The organism is Sphingomonas sp. CL5.1, from assembly GCF_013344685.1.
Lineage (GTDB): Bacteria > Pseudomonadota > Alphaproteobacteria > Sphingomonadales > Sphingomonadaceae > Sphingomonas.
The window spans coordinates 1,400,201-1,416,040 of sequence record NZ_CP050137.1 but is presented as its reverse complement, the minus strand read 5'-3'; the positions used below and the strand labels follow the sequence as shown (position 1 = coordinate 1,416,040).

The 15,840-nt window shown below is 70.4% G+C and carries 9 protein-coding genes; 4 read left to right on the top strand and 5 right to left on the bottom strand.

Annotated features, from left to right (window positions below; all coding sequences use genetic code 11):
• Positions 1-108 precede the first annotated feature (108 nt).
• The 5 genes from F9288_RS06945 to F9288_RS06925 all read right to left on the bottom strand — a co-directional run bounded on the left by F9288_RS06945 (position 109) and on the right by F9288_RS06925 (position 11,608).
• Positions 109-2,367, bottom strand: coding sequence for an NADP-dependent malic enzyme (locus F9288_RS06945; RefSeq protein WP_174835952.1), 2,259 nt, complete (start codon positions 2,365-2,367; stop codon positions 109-111).
• A 71-nt stretch (positions 2,368-2,438) separates the two neighbouring features.
• Positions 2,439-4,121 (bottom strand): N-acetylglucosamine-specific PTS transporter subunit IIBC, encoded by a 1,683-nt coding sequence (gene nagE / locus F9288_RS06940; RefSeq protein WP_174835951.1) that lies wholly within the window; start codon positions 4,119-4,121, stop codon positions 2,439-2,441.
• The gene (ptsP, locus tag F9288_RS06935) at positions 4,121-6,565 is read right to left on the bottom strand and encodes a phosphoenolpyruvate--protein phosphotransferase (RefSeq protein WP_174835950.1); all 2,445 of its coding nucleotides are present in this window, start codon (positions 6,563-6,565) and stop codon (positions 4,121-4,123) included. The genes nagE and ptsP overlap by 1 nt, the downstream gene beginning before the upstream one ends.
• Positions 6,562-8,823 (bottom strand): beta-N-acetylhexosaminidase, encoded by a 2,262-nt coding sequence (locus F9288_RS06930; RefSeq protein ID WP_254621110.1) that lies wholly within the window; start codon positions 8,821-8,823, stop codon positions 6,562-6,564. Before F9288_RS06930 ends, ptsP begins: the two co-directional genes overlap by 4 nt.
• A 124-nt stretch (positions 8,824-8,947) precedes the next feature.
• Positions 8,948-11,608 (bottom strand): TonB-dependent receptor, encoded by a 2,661-nt coding sequence (locus F9288_RS06925; RefSeq protein WP_174835948.1) that lies wholly within the window; start codon positions 11,606-11,608, stop codon positions 8,948-8,950.
• Between the two features lie 195 nt (positions 11,609-11,803).
• On the opposite strand from F9288_RS06925, the gene F9288_RS06920 reads away from it, so the two are divergent.
• From F9288_RS06920 to F9288_RS06905, 4 genes are all read left to right on the top strand, one after another.
• Positions 11,804-12,547: a GntR family transcriptional regulator gene (locus tag F9288_RS06920; RefSeq protein WP_174835947.1), complete on the top strand. Its 744-nt coding sequence runs from the start codon at positions 11,804-11,806 to the stop codon at positions 12,545-12,547.
• A 5-nt stretch (positions 12,548-12,552) separates the two neighbouring features.
• A complete protein-coding gene (locus F9288_RS06915) occupies positions 12,553-13,599 on the top strand; it encodes an SIS domain-containing protein (RefSeq protein WP_217482599.1) in 1,047 nt (348 codons plus the stop codon).
• Positions 13,600-13,601: 2 nt separating this feature from the next.
• On the top strand, positions 13,602-14,738 hold the full coding sequence (gene nagA / locus F9288_RS06910; protein ID WP_174838924.1) for an N-acetylglucosamine-6-phosphate deacetylase: 1,137 nt from the start codon (positions 13,602-13,604) through the stop codon (positions 14,736-14,738).
• Between the two features lie 68 nt (positions 14,739-14,806).
• Positions 14,807-15,781: a polysaccharide deacetylase family protein gene (locus F9288_RS06905; protein WP_174835946.1), complete on the top strand. Its 975-nt coding sequence runs from the start codon at positions 14,807-14,809 to the stop codon at positions 15,779-15,781.
• Positions 15,782-15,840 lie beyond the last annotated feature (59 nt).

Genomic DNA, 15,840 nt, shown 5'->3' with positions numbered 1-15,840 from the left:
GGATGAAATGGTTTCGGCCGCGAAAGGTTGCGCGGCCAAGATGGATTGCAAATGAAATCGCGGGCGCGGCGGCGGCGGGAGCGGGCCGCCCAGCCGCCGCCTTCCCGCTCAGCGCGCGATGCCGCCGGCCGCCAGCACGGCGAGCGTCACCAGCTCGCTCGCGGTGGAGGTCATCGGCGCGATCTGCACCGGCTTCTCCATGCCGATCAGCATCGGGCCGATCATCGAATCCCCGCCCAGCTCGCGCAGCAGCTTGGCGGAGATGTTGGCGGATTGCAGGCCCGGCATCACCAGCACGTTGGCAGGGCCGGACAGCCGCGCGAACGGATAATTGGCGAGCTGCCGCGGGTTGAGCGCGACGTCCGGCGACATCTCGCCCTCATATTCGAAGCCGACCTTGCGCTCGTCGAGCACGCCCACGGCCGCGCGGATATTCTCCAGCCACTGCCCCTCGGGGTTGCCGAACGTCGAATAGCTCAGGAAGGCGACGCGCGGCTCGTGGCCCATGCGGCGCGCGACCTGCGCGGTATGCTCGGCGATATCGGCCAGCTCATCGGGGCTGGGGCGCTCGTTGACGGTGGTGTCGGCGATGAACACCGTATGGCTCTGCCCGACCATGATATGGATGCCGAACGGGGTACGGCCCACTTCGGGATCGATCACGCGCTTCACCTCGCGCATCGTATGCGCCCAGGTGCGGGTGATGCCGGTGATCATCGTATCGGCTTCGCCCATCTGGAGCAGCACCGCGCCGAAGATGTTGCGATCCTGGTTGATCATCCGCTCGCAATCGCGGCGCAGATAGCCCCGGCGCTGGAGCCGCTGGTAGAGGAAATCGACCATCTTCGGCACCAGCGGCGAATGGCGGCTGTTGTGCAGCTCATATTCCTCGGGACGGGAGACACCCAGCGCGCGCAGCCGCTCCGGCACGTCGTCGCGTCCGACGAGGACGGGGGTGCCGTAGCCGCCTTCCTTGAACTGGATCGCGGCGCGCAGCACCACTTCCTCCTCGCCCTCCGCGAACAGCACCCGCTTGGGATGCGCGCGCGCGCCCTCATATGCGAGCGTCAGCACCGAATTGGTCGGATTGAGCCGCCCGCGAAGCTGCTGCCGATAACCATCCATGTCGAGGATCGGCTTGGTCGCGACGCCAGAATCCATCGCCGCCCTGGCGACGGCGGCGGGCACCACCTCCATCAGGCGCGGATCGAACGGCGCGGGGATGATATATTCCGGGCCGAACACATGCCGCACGCCATAAGCGATCGCCACTTCCTCCGGCACGCGCTCGCGCGCCAGCTCGGCGATCGCCTGCGCGGCGGCGACCTTCATCTCCTCGTTGATCGCCGAGGCGCGCACGTCGAGCGCGCCCCGGAAGATGAAAGGGAAGCCGAGCACGTTGTTGACCTGGTTGGGATAGTCCGAGCGGCCCGTGGCGATGATCGCGTCGGGCCGCGCGGCCTTCGCCTCCTCGGGGCGGATTTCGGGATCGGGATTGGCCATCGCGAAGATGATCGGCGCCTTGGCCATGTCCTTCACCATCTCAGGCTTCAGCGCGCCGGCGGCGGAGAGGCCGAGGAACACGTCCGCCCCGACCAGCGCCTCGGTCAGCGAGCGGCGCTCGGTCTTCACCGCATGGGCCGATTGCCACTGGTTGACGCCCTCGCGGCCCTGATAGATCACGCCCTTGCGGTCGCACATCAGCACGTTGTCGTGCCGCACGCCCAGCGCCTTGATCAGCTCGGTGCAGGCGATCGCGGCGGCGCCCGCGCCGTTCACCACCACCTTAACCTCGTCGATGTTGCGGCCGGTCAGCAGGCAGGCGTTGATCAGCCCGGCGGCGGTGATGATCGCGGTGCCGTGCTGGTCGTCATGGAAGACGGGGATGTTCATCCGCTCGCGCAGTGTCTGCTCGATGATGAAGCATTCCGGCGCCTTGATGTCCTCCAGGTTGATTCCCCCGAACGACGGCTCCAGCAGCGCGACGCAGTTGATGAAGGCGTCCACGTCCTCGGTCGCCACTTCCAGATCGATCGCGTCGACGTCGGCGAAGCGCTTGAACAGCACCGCCTTGCCCTCCATCACCGGCTTCGACGCCAGCGCGCCGAGATTACCCATGCCGAGGATCGCCGTACCGTTCGAGATCACCGCGACGAGATTGCCCTTGGCGGTATAGTCGTAAGCGGTCGCCGGGTCGTTCGCGATCGCCTGCACCGGCACCGCGACGCCGGGGGAATAGGCCAGCGCCAGGTCGCGCTGCGTCGCCATCGGCTTGGAGGCGACGATCTCGATCTTGCCCGGCCGCCCCTCCGAGTGGAACAGCAAGGCTTCGCGTTCGGAAAACTGGACGTTGGTGGCTTCGGACATGGGTGGACCTTGCTGGGAGGAGTTTCCCGATCCTTTAGGGTCCAAATTCCCGCAGAACAACGCCGCGCCGACTATTCTCCGGACGGAGCGACAAGCAGGTGCAGCCGGTCGCTGCCCGCCCGCCGCGCGACGAGGCGGACGCCGGCGGCGTGGAGCGCGGCCTCGTCGGCCAGCGCCGGATCGCGCAGCGTCGCGATCAGCCGCGTGCCGCGCGCGGCCAGCGCGAGGACATTGCCCTCGCCCAGCGCGCGGCGGATCGCGTCATTCCCGGCCGGTTCAACGCTCGCCGCGACGGCGGGCGCGGCCGGGGCGGGCGGCCCACCCGACAGCGCCGCCCGCGCCTCGCCCGCCACCTGATCGGCGATTGGCCCGAACACCACCTGAAGCCCGCCGTCCGCCAGCCTGAGCACGCCGCGCGCGCCCTCCGCCTTCAGCCCCGCCTCGTCGATCCGCGCATTGTCCGCCAGCACCAGCCGCAGCCGCGTGGTGCAGGCATCGACGCCGCGGATGTTCGCCGCCCCGCCGAGCGCCGCGATGACCCGCTCGCCGCGCGAGCCGCCCGCCGGCCGCTCCGCCACCGCGGTCGCTTCTGCCTCACGCCCCGGCGTCTTGAGGTCGAAGCGGCGGATGCACCAGGCGAAGGCGGCGTAATAGAGCACGAAATAGACCGCCCCGACCGGCAGCAGCATCAGCGGCCGCGTCGCGAGGCCGAAGTTCAGCGCATAATCGATCAGCCCCGCCGAGAAGCCGAAGCCGAGCTTCACTCCCAGCGCGTCCATCACCACCATCGCGACGCCGGTCAGCACCGCGTGGACGGCATAGAGCATCGGCGCGAGGAACATGAAGCTGAACTCGATCGGCTCGGTCACGCCGGTCAGGAACGAGGTGAGCGCGAGGCTCAGCAACATGCCGCCCACCGCCTTGCGCCGTTCCGGCAGCGCGGCGCGGTACATCGCGAGGCAGGCGGCGGGCAGGCCGAACATCATCACCGGGAAGAAGCCGGCCATGAACGCGCCCGCATGGGGATCGCCGGCGAAGAAGCGCGCGATGTCGCCGGTCTTGCCATGATAGTCGCCGAGCACGAACCACGCGATGTTGTTGATGATATGGTGCAGCCCCGTCACCAGCAGCAGCCGGTTGAGCACGCCATAGGCAAACAGCCCGAACGACCCGGCATGGACCACCCATTGCGACAGCCCGTCGATCGCGCCCTCGAACCACGGGAAGCCCCAGCCGAACAGCGCCGCGCCGGCCAGCCCCGCCACCCCGGCCGCGATCGGCACGAAGCGCCGCCCGGCGAAGAAGGCGAGATAGTCCGGCAGCCGGATATCCGAGAATCTGTTGTAGAGCGCCCCCGCCGTCAGCCCGGCGAGGATGCCGGCGGGCACGCCGAGCTTGGCGATCTCCTTCGCGCGCCACGCCGCCTGGATCGCGGGATCGGCGACGAGCATGTCGGGCGGCGGCACGAGCAGCGCCTTGGCCCCCTCGGTCGCGACGAGATAGGCGACGACGCCGGCCAGCGCCGCCGCGCCGTGGTTTCCGCGCGCGAGGCCCACCGCGACGCCGGCCGCGAACAGCAGCCCGAGATTGGCGAAGATCGCATTGCCCGCCGCCGCGATGAACGGGATGTCGAGCAGGTCCGGCTGGCCGAGCCGCAGCAGCAGCGCCGCCAGCGGCAGCACCGCGATCGGCAGCATCAATGCGCGGCCGAGCGGCTGGAGGCGGCTGAACAGGACGGCGGGTCTGATCGGCATCACAACACCTCGCTGGCGATCGCGCGGACCTCGGCGGCGGCGGTCGCGGCGCAGGCGCGTTCGGCCAGCGCGACGCAATCGGCCAATGCCCACCGCCGGATCGCCGCCTTGAGCGCCGGGACGGCGGCGGGAGTGGCGGAAAGCTCGGTCATCCCCAGCCCGATCAGGATCGGCGCGGCGAGCGGATCGGAGGCGAGGCCGCCGCACACCCCCGCCCAGCGGCCATGCGCCTTCGCGCCGCGCCCCACCTCGCGGATCAGCCGCAGCACCGCCGGGTGCAGCGCGTCGAGCTTCGCCGAGACGGCCGCGTTGCCGCGATCGCTCGCCAGCGCATATTGCGTGAGGTCATTGGTGCCGACCGACAGGAAATCGGCCTCCGACGCCAGCTGGTCGGCCAGCATCGCGGCGGCGGGCGTCTCGATCATCACCCCCAGCGGCACCGGCGCGGCGATGCCGAGCGCGGCGCGCGCCTCGTCGAGCATCGCGCGCGCCGCGCGCAATTCGGCGAGATCGACCACCATCGGCAGCATGACATGGCATTGCGCCGCGGGCACCGCCGAGAGGATCGCGCGAAGCTGCGTGCGCATCAGATCGGGCCGGGCGAGGCTTAGGCGGATGCCGCGCAGGCCGAGCGCGGGATTCTCCTCCGCCGCCAGCGGCAGATACGGCACCGGCTTGTCGCCACCGATGTCGAGCGTGCGGACGATCAGCGGGCGATCGCCCAGCGCGGCGGCGATTCGGCGATAGACGTCACGCTGCTCCGCCTCGTCGGGGGCGGTGTCGCGATCGAGGAACAGGAATTCGGTGCGCAGCAGCCCGCAGCCTTCCGCCCCGGCGGCGACCGCCCCCGGCACCTCCGCCGCCGCGCCGAGATTGGCGAAGACCTGGATGCGCGCGCCGTCCGCCGTCGCCGCCGGGGCGGTGGCGGCGGCGAGGTCGCGCGCGCGGCGCTCGCGCGACTCGGCGAGCCGCTCGCTCGCCGCCGCGAGCGCGCCGACGCCCGGATCGGCATCGAGCGCGGCGCGGTCCGCGTCGAGGATCACGGTGCGTCCTTCGGGGATGGCCAGCACCGCCTCCCCGGCGGCGACCAGCATCGGCACGCCGGCCGACGCGGCGAGGATCGCGACATGCGCGGTCGGCCCGCCGGCGGCGGTGACGATTCCCGCCAGCCGCGCGCGATCGAGCGCGAGGAATTGCGAGGGGAGCAGGTCCTCCGCGATCAGGATCGTGTCGGGCGCGATCGCCGGCACCGCCGGGGCGTCATGGCCGAGCAGCCGGGCGATCACCTGCCGCTCCAGATCGGCGAGGTCAGCGACGCGCTCCATCAGCAGCGCATCGCCGGTCGCGCGGATCGCATCGGCGGCGGAGCGGGTCGCGGCGCGCCATGCGTGGCCGGCGCTGCGCCCGGCGGCGATTTCGCGCTCCGCCGCGTCGGCCAGCTCGGGATCGGCGAGCAGCGCGCGGTGCGCCTCCGCGATCTCCGCCGCCGCGTGACTGCCGCCGCCAAGCCCGGCCGCGACCGCCGCCAGCGCCTCGGCCAGCGCCTGCCGCTCGCGCGCGACGCCCGCGCCGTCCACCGGCACGTCGAGGTCGACCGCGCGAAGCTGTATCACCTGCCCGATCGCCAGCCCCGGCGCGCCCGTCACCGCCTGCCCCGTCGGAGCGGGCCGGACGGCGGGAGACGCCGCCGCTGCCTCGCCCAGCCCGGCGAGGATCAGCGCCGCGACCGCATCCACCGCGCCCCGCGCATCGCCGCCGATTCCGGTGATCGTCACCGCGTCGTCCGCCCGCACGCCAAGCCCGAGCAGCGCCACGGTGCTGCGCGCATTGGCGCTTTTCCCGCCCGCCGCGAGCGTCACCTCGGCGGCGAACGGGCGCAGCGACGCCGCGATCCGCGCCGCCGGCCGCGCATGGATGCCGTGCGCGGCGGCGACCGGCACGTTGCGGCTGTAGCTCTCCCCATCCGCAGCGCCCGTCGCCCCCGCGCCCGCGCCGGAGAGCCAGCCGATCGTCTCCCCCGCGCGCACCGCCCGGCCCGGCGCGTCGAGCCGCAGCGCATAGCCGTCATTGGCGACGACGATCGGGGTGATCAGCGCCTTCGCCGCCTCTCCCACCGCATCGAGATCGAAGCGGATCAGCGCGTCACCCGCCGCCACCCGCGCGCCGGCCGCGACCAGCGCGGTGAACCCCGCGCCGCCCAGCGCCACCGTCTCCAGCCCGATATGGATCAGCAGCTCCGCGCCATTGTCGAGCCGCAGCGTCACCGCATGGGCGGTCGCCGGCACCGCGATCACCGTGCCGGCGGCGGGCGCGCGCAGCTCGCCCTCGATCGGGTCGACCGCGCAGCCATCGCCCATCATCCGCCCGGCGAACACCGGGTCCGGCACCTCGTCGATCTGGCCGAACCAGCCGGCGAACGGGGCGAGCAGCGCCACCTCGCTCACGGCAGCAGCTCCAACTGCTTCAGCCCCCACATCGGTTTCACCCCGCGCGCGGTATAAGTGATGCACAGGGTCTCCCGCGCCGCGCGCGGCGGCAGCGGCGCGACCAGCCGGGTAAGCTCGGGATTGCCGCGCGCGGGCGCGAGCGGCAGCACCGCGATCCGCTCGCCGTCGCAGCTTCCGGCGCGCACCTCGAATTCGCCGTCGGGCGTCTCGGGCGCGCGGAAGCGGATATTGTCGATATCCTTGCCGATCTGGAAGTTGAACGGGAACTGCCCCACCGTCAGCGCGATCCGCCGCGCGCCGCCGGTCGGCGCGTCGCGATAGAGCCAGCACGGATTGAGGATATCCGTGAGGAACGAGGCGCGCTTGCCCTCCGCCGGCGCGTCGTCCTCGACCGCGAGCCGCACTTTGTCAGTGCAGGTGGCGAGCTGTTCGTCGCTGCGCCGCCGGACGTAGGCGGCGTCGATCGTCGCGTCGAACGCGCCGGGCATCGCGCGCTCCCCGAACATCGCGGCGGCGCGCAGCCGCGTCGGCAGCGTCAGGGTCAGCGGCCCGGCGTAAAGCGGCGAGGCGGTGGTGGGGGCGCTGCCGTCGGTCGTATAGCGCAGCGGCAGGCCGGCCTGATCGGCGAGCGTCACAATGGCATGCGGATCGCCGGGCGTGAAATCGGTCGCCGTCGTCACCGCGAACGCGCTGGCCGCCGGCTCCAGCCCCAGCGCGCGCATCCGGTCGAGCTGCGGCACCAGCCGCGCGACGAAGCCGGCGAAGTCATGCCCCGTGCCCGGCGACCAAGCCACCTCCGCCAGCGCATTGGCGCGCGGGAACATCATCCACGCCGCGCGCTGCTCCGTGCGGACATGCTCGGTCCACAGATTGGCCTGCACGCCCAGGATATGGCTGCGCGCCTCCGCCGGGATCGCCGCGGGCGCGGGATCGAAGCGATAGACGCTGGCGAGGTCGATCAAATTGCCGCGCCCCGGCGGCTCCAGCGGGCCGAACCCCTGCCGGTTGTCGAGATAGAGCGCGGGCGAGGGGCTGAGCACCGCGTCATGCCCCGCCCTTGCCGCCGCCACCGCGCCGTCGATGCCGCGCCACGACATCACCGTCGCCTCCGGCGCGATGCCGCCCTCCAGTATCTCGTCCCAGCCGATCAGCCGCCGGCCGTGCGCCGCGAGGAAGCGCTGCATCCGCTGGACGAACCAGCTTTGCAGCCTGTCCTCGTCGGCGATGCCGAGCGCCTTCATCCTCGCCTGGATCGCGGGCGAGGCTTTCCACTGGTCCTTCACCGCCTCGTCGCCGCCGACATGGATATAGTGCGAGGGGAACAGCGCCATCACCTCGGTGAGCACGTCCTCCAGGAAGCCGAAGGTCGCGTCGTCGACATTGTAGAGCCACGGGAATACGCCCCAGTCGGATTCCGCTCCCGGCGTCACCGGCGCGCCGGTGCCGAGCTGCGGATAGGCGCGGATCGCGGAGAGCGCGTGGCCGGGCATCTCGATCTCCGGCACGATCGTCACGTTACGTCGGGCGGCATAGGCGACGATCTCGCGCACCTGCGCCTGCGTGTAGAAGCCCCCGTTGCGCGGCAGCGGCGGGGCGCCGGGCGCGGTGGCGGGAACGCGCCAGCCCGACACTTCGGTCAGGCGCGGATATTTGCGGATCTCCAGCCGCCAGCCCTGATCGTCGACGAGATGCCAGTGGAGCGTGTTGAGCTTGTTGACCGCCATCCAGTCGATCAGGTGGCGGACGTAATCGGGCGACTGGAAATGGCGCGCGCTGTCCAGCATCAGCCCGCGCCACCGGAAGCGCGGCGCATCCTTCACCGACACCGCCGGGACCGCGACCGCGCCGTGTTCCCGATCGGGCGTCAGATACTGCCACAGGCTGACCGCGCCATAGAGCAGCCCGGCATCGTCGGCGGCGGTGATCGTCGCGCCGCGCGGCCCGATATCGAGCGCATAGGATTCGGCCCCACCGGCGGCGGCGCGCCGGAAGCGGATCGCCGGCCCCGTCGCGCGCGTCGCGATCGCCAGCTTCAGCCCGCGCGCGGCGAGCATCCATTCCGCCAGCCGCTCGGCGGCGTTGCGCGCGCCGCTGTCGCCGGCGGGGACGACGATCGCCGTCCCCGGCCCGACCAGCAGCCGGCCCGATCCCGCCACCGCCGAGGTGGGCGCGGGAAGCAGCGCCGGCTCCGCCCATGCCGCCACGGGCAACGCGGCGGTCAGCAGGGCAAGCGACAGGAAGCGGCGGGGAAACACGCTGGCACGCCCTTTCCGGCAACGGCGGATCGAGGGGAACATAACGGGGCGGGCGCGATTGGGAATGCCCGCGCGGGACAAAGCGGGGCCGCCGGCATTGTCGGCGGCCCCGTCATCCGGCCGGTCAGAAGTTGACGTTGAAGGTCGCCATCAGCTTCCGGCCGCTCCGATACACGCCGCGAGGGAGGGCGGGCGTGTTGGCATAAGCGTAATATTCTGAATCGGTGAGGTTCATGCCGGAGAGCGTCAGGTTGACCTCGGGCGTGAACTTGTAGGTGGCGGACACGTCGAGATTGTCGGTCGCGCGCACGTACATGTTGTCGCCGCGATCGATGCCGGTGAAATATTTCGACCGCCACGTCCAGGTGCCGCGCAGCGCCACCGGGCCGGATTCGAAGAACGGGCTGAGGCTCACCTGATGCCGCGAATTGTACGGCAGGTCCGCCCCGCCGACGCCCTTGGCGTCCGAATAGGTGTAGTTGGTGAGGATGCCGAAGCCATAGGGCAGGTTCTGCTGATAGGCGACCGCGAAGCCCTTCACCGAGGCATGGCCGGCATTGTACGGTCGGCTGATCTGGTAGGTGGTGACGAAGCCCTTGGACTGGTTGAAATAATTCTCCGGTGCGGTGCGGTACAGAATATAGTCGTCGATCGACTTGTAGAACGCCTCCGCCGACAGGATCGCGTGGCGCTGGAAATACCATTCCACCGACGCGTTGAGGTTGCCGGAGCGATACGGCTTCAGGTTCGGGTTGCCGCCCGCGCCGTTCAGCACCTGATCCGACAGCCAGAAATAATTGGTCATGTCGGAATAGTTCGGCCGCGCGACTACCTCCGCCCCGGCGAAGCGCACGATCAGGTCGTCGCGCACCGACAGGGCGAGGTTGAAGCTGGGCAGCACGTTCTCATAGGTCTTGTGCGAATATTGCATCACCCAGTCGCCCTGCGAGCTGCACGACGCGCCGGGCGTGCAGACCAGCCCCGCGCCATCGGTGATGGTGCGGACGTAGCGGACGCCGAAATTGCCGCGCAGGATGCCGGTGTCGACATCCACCTGGCCGTAAACGGCGTGGATATTCTCCTTGATGTTCCAGTTGCCCGAGGCGAATTCCGGCGCGGCATAGGCCGAGGGGGAGGGCAGGTTCGGCAGGCCGGTGACGTAATCGTACATCGCATTGCCGCTGATGACGAAGCGGTCGCGCATCTGGTCGCCCGCGCCGTTGAACCCGCGCAGGTAATTGCCCGGCGCCTGCGACGGATCGAACGCCGCCGCCGCCACCGCGATGCCGTTGAGCGACACGCCGGCATAGGACTGGCCCGTCTCGTGGTGACGGTATTTATAGCCGAACTGGAGCCGCTTCACCGCCCCGTCGAAGTCGAAGCCGAGGTCGACCTGGCCGTACCGTTCCTTGTCGGTGGTCGGCTTGGCGACGAGGTTGCCGCTCCAGCCTGGATCGGTGACGAACGCCGCCGGATTGCCCTGCACGTTGGTCGTATAGGTCAGGTTGCCCGGCTTGTCCGGCGCGCCGGTGTTGTCGACGGTGTAATTGGCGTGGTTGAGGAATTCGAGGAACACCTGCTTCTTGGTGCCGCCGTCCGCGTCGGACAGGCCGCCCTCCAGGTTCAGGTCCCAGCTATTGTCCTGCCACTTCGCCTTGAACTGATAGGTGTCGGAATGCATTTCCGCCTGGCGATATTGCACGTCGAGCACGCTCAGCCCGTTGGTCAGCGAGCTTGAGGTGACGACGCCGTTGGCGACGGTGATCCCGCTCAGCGCGCCGAGGCTGTTCCAGGTATTGCCCTGGAAGGCGTACATCGACTGGTTGAGGTTGTCGTAGGTCGCCTTGATCTTCAGCCAGTTGGCCTCCAGCGTGAGCTGCTCGACCGGCTTCCACTGCACCGCCGCCGAATAGCTGAGCCGCTCGCGGTCCTGCTCGAAATAGGAGGTGCCGAAAGCGTTCGGGCTGATCGCGCCGGGATTGGCGGCCAGCGTCGTCGCGCACGCGCCGGTGCAGGTGCCGTTGGCGATCGAGCTGACCGGATTGTCGGTATTGGCGCCGTTCCACTGGTCGGCCCGCATCGTGCCGTAGCTTTCGAGGCCGTCGCGGCGCAGCCGGTCCTTCGCGCGCTGGAACGCGACGAGCACGCCGAAGGTGCCCGAATCGTTATGCCAACTCGCCAGCGCGGACCCCTGGATGTCGCCCTTGCGCGAGCGGTCGTTCCACAGATAGCCGAGTGAGGCCGCGACGGTCAGCGGCTTCAGGTCGAGTGGCTTGCGCGTGTTGACGATGACGGTGCCGCCGATCGAGCCTTCGTCGAGCCGCGGCTCCGGCGTCTTGTAGACGTCGACGCTGCCGACGAGCTGCGGCGCGAGCAGGGCGTAGTTGAAGGTGCGGCCCGGCGTGTCGAGGATGAACCAGTCGGCCGACGCCACCGTCTGCCCGTTGAGCAGGGTGCGGTTGAGCGCCGGATCGGTGCCGAGGATCGAGATTTTCTCGCCCTGCCCGAACGCGCGGTCGACCGTCACGCCCGGCACCAGCGTCAGCGCCTCGGCGACATTGGTGTTGGGGAATTTGCCGACATCCTCCGCCGAGACCGAATCGACGATCGCGTCGGACTTGCGCTTCGTGTCGAGCGCGGCGGCGAGCGAGGCGCGGATGCCGGTGACGACCACGTCCTGCTGCGTGTCGCCGGCGGCCGGCTGCGGCGCGCCCTGCGCATGAGCGGCGCCCGAAAGCAGCGCGGCCGCGCTGGCGGAGCCGACCAGAAATGCCCGAATCCCCATATCCATCCCCTTTATATTTTCCGGGCTCGCCATCGGTAAGACCGGTTCCATACCAATACCCAATCATTGTCATAACCAAATGGGGCGTCAAGTAGGATTCTTTCACTTTCGTGATGCCCATTGACAGATTGGGACTGGCGCATGGTATTGCATTGGTATTAAGACCGCCGCACCGCAGGGGGAGAGACGACGAACATGACTTTGCTCGCCGACGCGATCGGGTCGCTGGAGGGCGCGGCGGGCGGGCCGCTCTATCGCCGGCTGGAGAATGCGCTGCGCGACGCGCTGCGGGCCGACGTGCTCAAGCCGAATCAGGCGCTTCCCCCCGAGCGCGAGTTGGCGAGCGACCTTTCGGTGTCGCGGATCACGGTGCGCAAGGCGCTCGACACATTGGTCGGCGAGGGGCTGCTCGTCCGCCGGCAGGGCGCGGGCACGTTCGTCGCCGGGCGGGTCGAGAAGCAGTTCGCCAAGCTCAGCTCCTTCACCGAGGACATGGCCGCGCGCGGCCGCGTCGCGCGCAGCGAATGGCTGCTGCGCGCGGCGGGCGAGGTGACGCCGGAGGAGGCGCTGACGCTCGGCCTCGGGCCGGGCGCGCCGGTGCTGCGCTTCAACCGTGTGCGCTATGCCGACGAGGTGGCGATGGCGCTCGAATATTCCACCATCGCCGGCTACGGCCTCGCCGGGCCGGAGGTGGTGGAAAGCTCGCTCTACGCCGCGCTGGAGGCGACCGGGAACCGCCCGGCGCGCGCGCTGCAACGGCTGCGCGCAGTGCTGTTCGACGCCGAGCAGGCGGCGCTGCTGGGGGTGAAGCCCGGCGCGCCGGGGCTGTACATCGAGCGGCGCGGCTTCCTCGACGACGGCCGCATCATCGAGGCGACGCGGAGCTGGTATCGCGGCGATGCCTATGACTTCGTCGCCGAACTGAACACCAGGGCGTGAACGACATGGCATCTCCCAAGGCGCAGGCCCCCGAGGCGACGCGGATGTTCGCCGAAGCGCGCGAGGCCGCCGATGTCGTCGCGCGCCAGATCGCCCGCAACGCCGCGACGGTGGCCACGCTCGGCGAGACGCTGCGCGCGGCGCCGCCGCGCGGCGTGCTGACCTGCGCGCGCGGCAGCTCCGACCATGCCGCGACCTTCGCCAAATATCTGATCGAGACGCGGCTCGGGCTGCTCACCACCTCCGCCGCGCCGTCGGTCGCGTCGGTCTATGGCGCGGTGCCGGCAATGGCCGACACGCTGGCGATCGGCATCTCGCAATCGGGCCGCAGCCCGGACATATTGGCGACGATGAACGCCGCGCGCGACGCCGGCGCACGCACCGTCGCGCTGGTCAACGACGCCGCCTCGCCGCTCGCCGCGCTCGCCGGCACCACGCTGCCGCTGGAGGCGGGGCCGGAGCGCAGCGTCGCGGCGACCAAGTCCTATATCGCCAGCATCGCCGCGCTGATCCAGCTCGTCGCCGGCTGGGCGGACGACGCGGCGCTGCGCGAGGCGCTGGCGAGCGCCCCCGCCCTGCTCCGCGCGGCGTGGGACAGCGACTGGTCGCCGCTGGTCGAGCGGCTCGAATCGGCGCGCGGGCTCTATGTCATCGGGCGCGGGCTGGGCTTCGGCATCGCGCAGGAGGCGGCGCTGAAGTTCAAGGAGACCTGCGGCCTCCATGCCGAGGCGTTCAGCGCGGCGGAGGTGCGCCACGGGCCGATGGCGCTGGTCAGGCTGGGCTTCCCGTTGCTCGTCTTCCGCCAGGCCGACGAGACCGGCGACGGCGTGGACGAGCTGGTGCGCGAGGTCGTCGCGCGCGGCGGCGAGGTGCTGGTCGCCGGCAGTGCGGTGCCCGGGGCGATCCACCTGCCTCATCCCGCCGCCGCTCCCGCGATCGAGCCGATGCTCCAGATCCAGGCCTTCTACCGCGCCGCCAACGCGCTGTCGCTGCGGCGGGGCCTCGATCCCGATCACCCGCCGCATCTCGCCAAGGTGACGGAGACGGTATGACGATGCGGGCGTTCGTCAATGGCCGCGTGCTGATCGACGGCGCGTTCGCCGAGGGACGGGCGGTGCTCGTCGCGGACGGGCGGATCGCCGCGATGGTCGCCGCGCGCGACGTGCCGGCGGGCACTGCGCGCGAGGATCTGGGCGGCGCGATCCTCGCCCCCGGCTTCGTCGACACGCAGGTCAACGGCGGCGGCGGTGTGCTGTTCAACGACGCGCCAACTGTGGAGGGCATCGCCGCGATCGGCGCGGCGCACCGCCGCTACGGCACCACCGGCTTCCTGCCGACCCTCATCAGCGACGAGCTGCCGGTGATCGCCCGCGCCATCGCGGCGGTCGACGAGGCGATCGCGGCCGGCGTGCCGGGCGTACTCGGCATCCATGTCGAAGGCCCGTTCCTCAACACCGAACGCCGCGGCATCCACCGCGCCGACCGGTTGCGCGCGCTGGACGAGGAGGCGATGGCGATCCTCACCACGCCGCGCCGTGGGCGGATGCTCGTCACGCTCGCGCCGGAACGGGTCGCGCCGGGGATGATCCGCCGGCTCGTCGCCTCCGGCGCGCGCGTCGCGGTGGGACACAGCAACGCGCGCCATGCCGAGGTGATGGCGGCGCGCGAGGAGGGGCTGACCGGCGCGACGCACCTGTTCAACGCCATGTCGCAGCTCGGCTCGCGCGAGCCGGGCGTGGTCGGCGCGGCATTGGGCAGCGACATCGTCAGCGGGATCATCGTCGACGGCCATCACGTCAGCCCCGCGACGCTGCGCCTCGCGCTGCGGCTCAAGGGGCCGGAGCAGCTGATGCTCGTCACCGACGCGATGCCCAATATCGGCGCCGACCTGCACGAATTCCTGTTGCAGGAGCGCCGCATCGTGGTGCGCGAGGATCGCCTCGTCGATGCCGCCGGCACGCTTGCCGGAGCCAACCTGACGATGACGCGCGCGGTCGCCAATGCGACGGCGCTGCTGGGCGTGTCGCGCGAATCGGCGATCGCGATGGCCAGCGCGACGCCCGCGCGCTTCCTCGGCCTCGATGGCGAGCTGGGCCGCATCGCACCGGGGCTACGCGCCGATCTGGTCGCGCTGCGCGAGGATCATGGCGTCGCGGCGACATGGATCGGCGGCGAGCGTCACGACGGCTGAAAACCGCTGGACGGAACCCGTCCGCGCTGAGAGCATTGCCTGCGGACTGGTTTGGGGGCGAAACATCGATGGCGGGCAAGTTGCGACATATCGGGTGGGCGCTGGCGCTCGCCGCATTGTGCTGCGCCGGGCCGGCCGCCGCGCGGCGCGGCATGGTCGCGCTGACCTTCGACGATCTCCCCGCGCTCAGCATCCTGCCCGACCAGGACTATATCGACTATACCAACGAGGCGCTGGTCGCCGGCCTGAAACGCCACCATTTCGCCGCGACCGGCTTCGTCAACGAGGAGAAGATCGACAATCTCCAGCGCGACCGCCAGATCGCCAACCTGGCGCGCTGGCTCGACGCCGGCCTGTCGCTCGGCAACCACACCTATTCGCACAGCTCGCCGAACACGCTCGGGGCGGACGGCTATATCGCCGATATCGCGCGCGGCGAGCGCATCACCCGGCCGCTGCTGGCGGCACGCGGGCTGAAGCTGCAATGGTTCCGCCATCCCTATCTCGAAACCGGCTATCCCAGGGCGGTGCGCGACAAGATCGACGACTGGCTGGCGGCCAACGGCTATCGCGTCGCCCCGGTGACGATCGACGCGGAGGACTGGGAATTCGCCGAACCTTATGACGACGCGATCGCGCGCCGCGACGTCGCGCGGCAGGAACGCATCCGCGCGGCCTATCTCGCCTATACCGCGATGCGCATCCGCTGGTCGCAGGCGAGCGCGCGGGTGCTGTTTGGCCGCGACATCGCGCAGGTCATGCTGCTCCACTGCACCCGGCTCAACGCCGACACGCTGGGCCAGCTCGCCGCGCTGCTGCGCGCGGCGCATCTGCGCCCGGTGACGCTGGCGCGGGCGATGCGCGACCCGGCCTATCGCACGCGCGACGATTATGCGGAGAAGAACGGCGTCACCTGGCTGGAGCGCTGGGCCGTGACCTTGCACAAGACCTTGCCCGAGGAAGGCGACGAAGACCCGCCCGCCGAAATACAAACGGAATATGACAGAGTTGACAATGATCGCCTGTCCACGCCAGATCAGTGATCGTCCCGTCCGCGTTTCCTTTTGAGCGTTGCCCGCCCCACGCATCCCTCATAGTTATG

What these genes read in the sequence shown, in the direction of transcription:
- F9288_RS06920 (WP_174835947.1), top strand. Translation starts at nt 11,804, where the DNA reads ATGACTTTGCTCGCCGACGCGATCGGGTCGCTGGAGGGCGCGGCGGGC.
- F9288_RS06925 (WP_174835948.1), bottom strand. Translation starts at nt 11,608, where the DNA reads ATGGGGATTCGGGCATTTCTGGTCGGCTCCGCCAGCGCGGCCGCGCTG.
- F9288_RS06905 (WP_174835946.1), top strand. Translation starts at nt 14,807, where the DNA reads ATGGCGGGCAAGTTGCGACATATCGGGTGGGCGCTGGCGCTCGCCGCA.
- nagE (WP_174835951.1), bottom strand. Translation starts at nt 4,121, where the DNA reads ATGCCGATCAGACCCGCCGTCCTGTTCAGCCGCCTCCAGCCGCTCGGC.
- F9288_RS06945 (WP_174835952.1), bottom strand. Translation starts at nt 2,367, where the DNA reads ATGTCCGAAGCCACCAACGTCCAGTTTTCCGAACGCGAAGCCTTGCTG.
- F9288_RS06915 (WP_217482599.1), top strand. Translation starts at nt 12,553, where the DNA reads ATGGCATCTCCCAAGGCGCAGGCCCCCGAGGCGACGCGGATGTTCGCC.
- nagA (WP_174838924.1), top strand. Translation starts at nt 13,602, where the DNA reads ATGCGGGCGTTCGTCAATGGCCGCGTGCTGATCGACGGCGCGTTCGCC.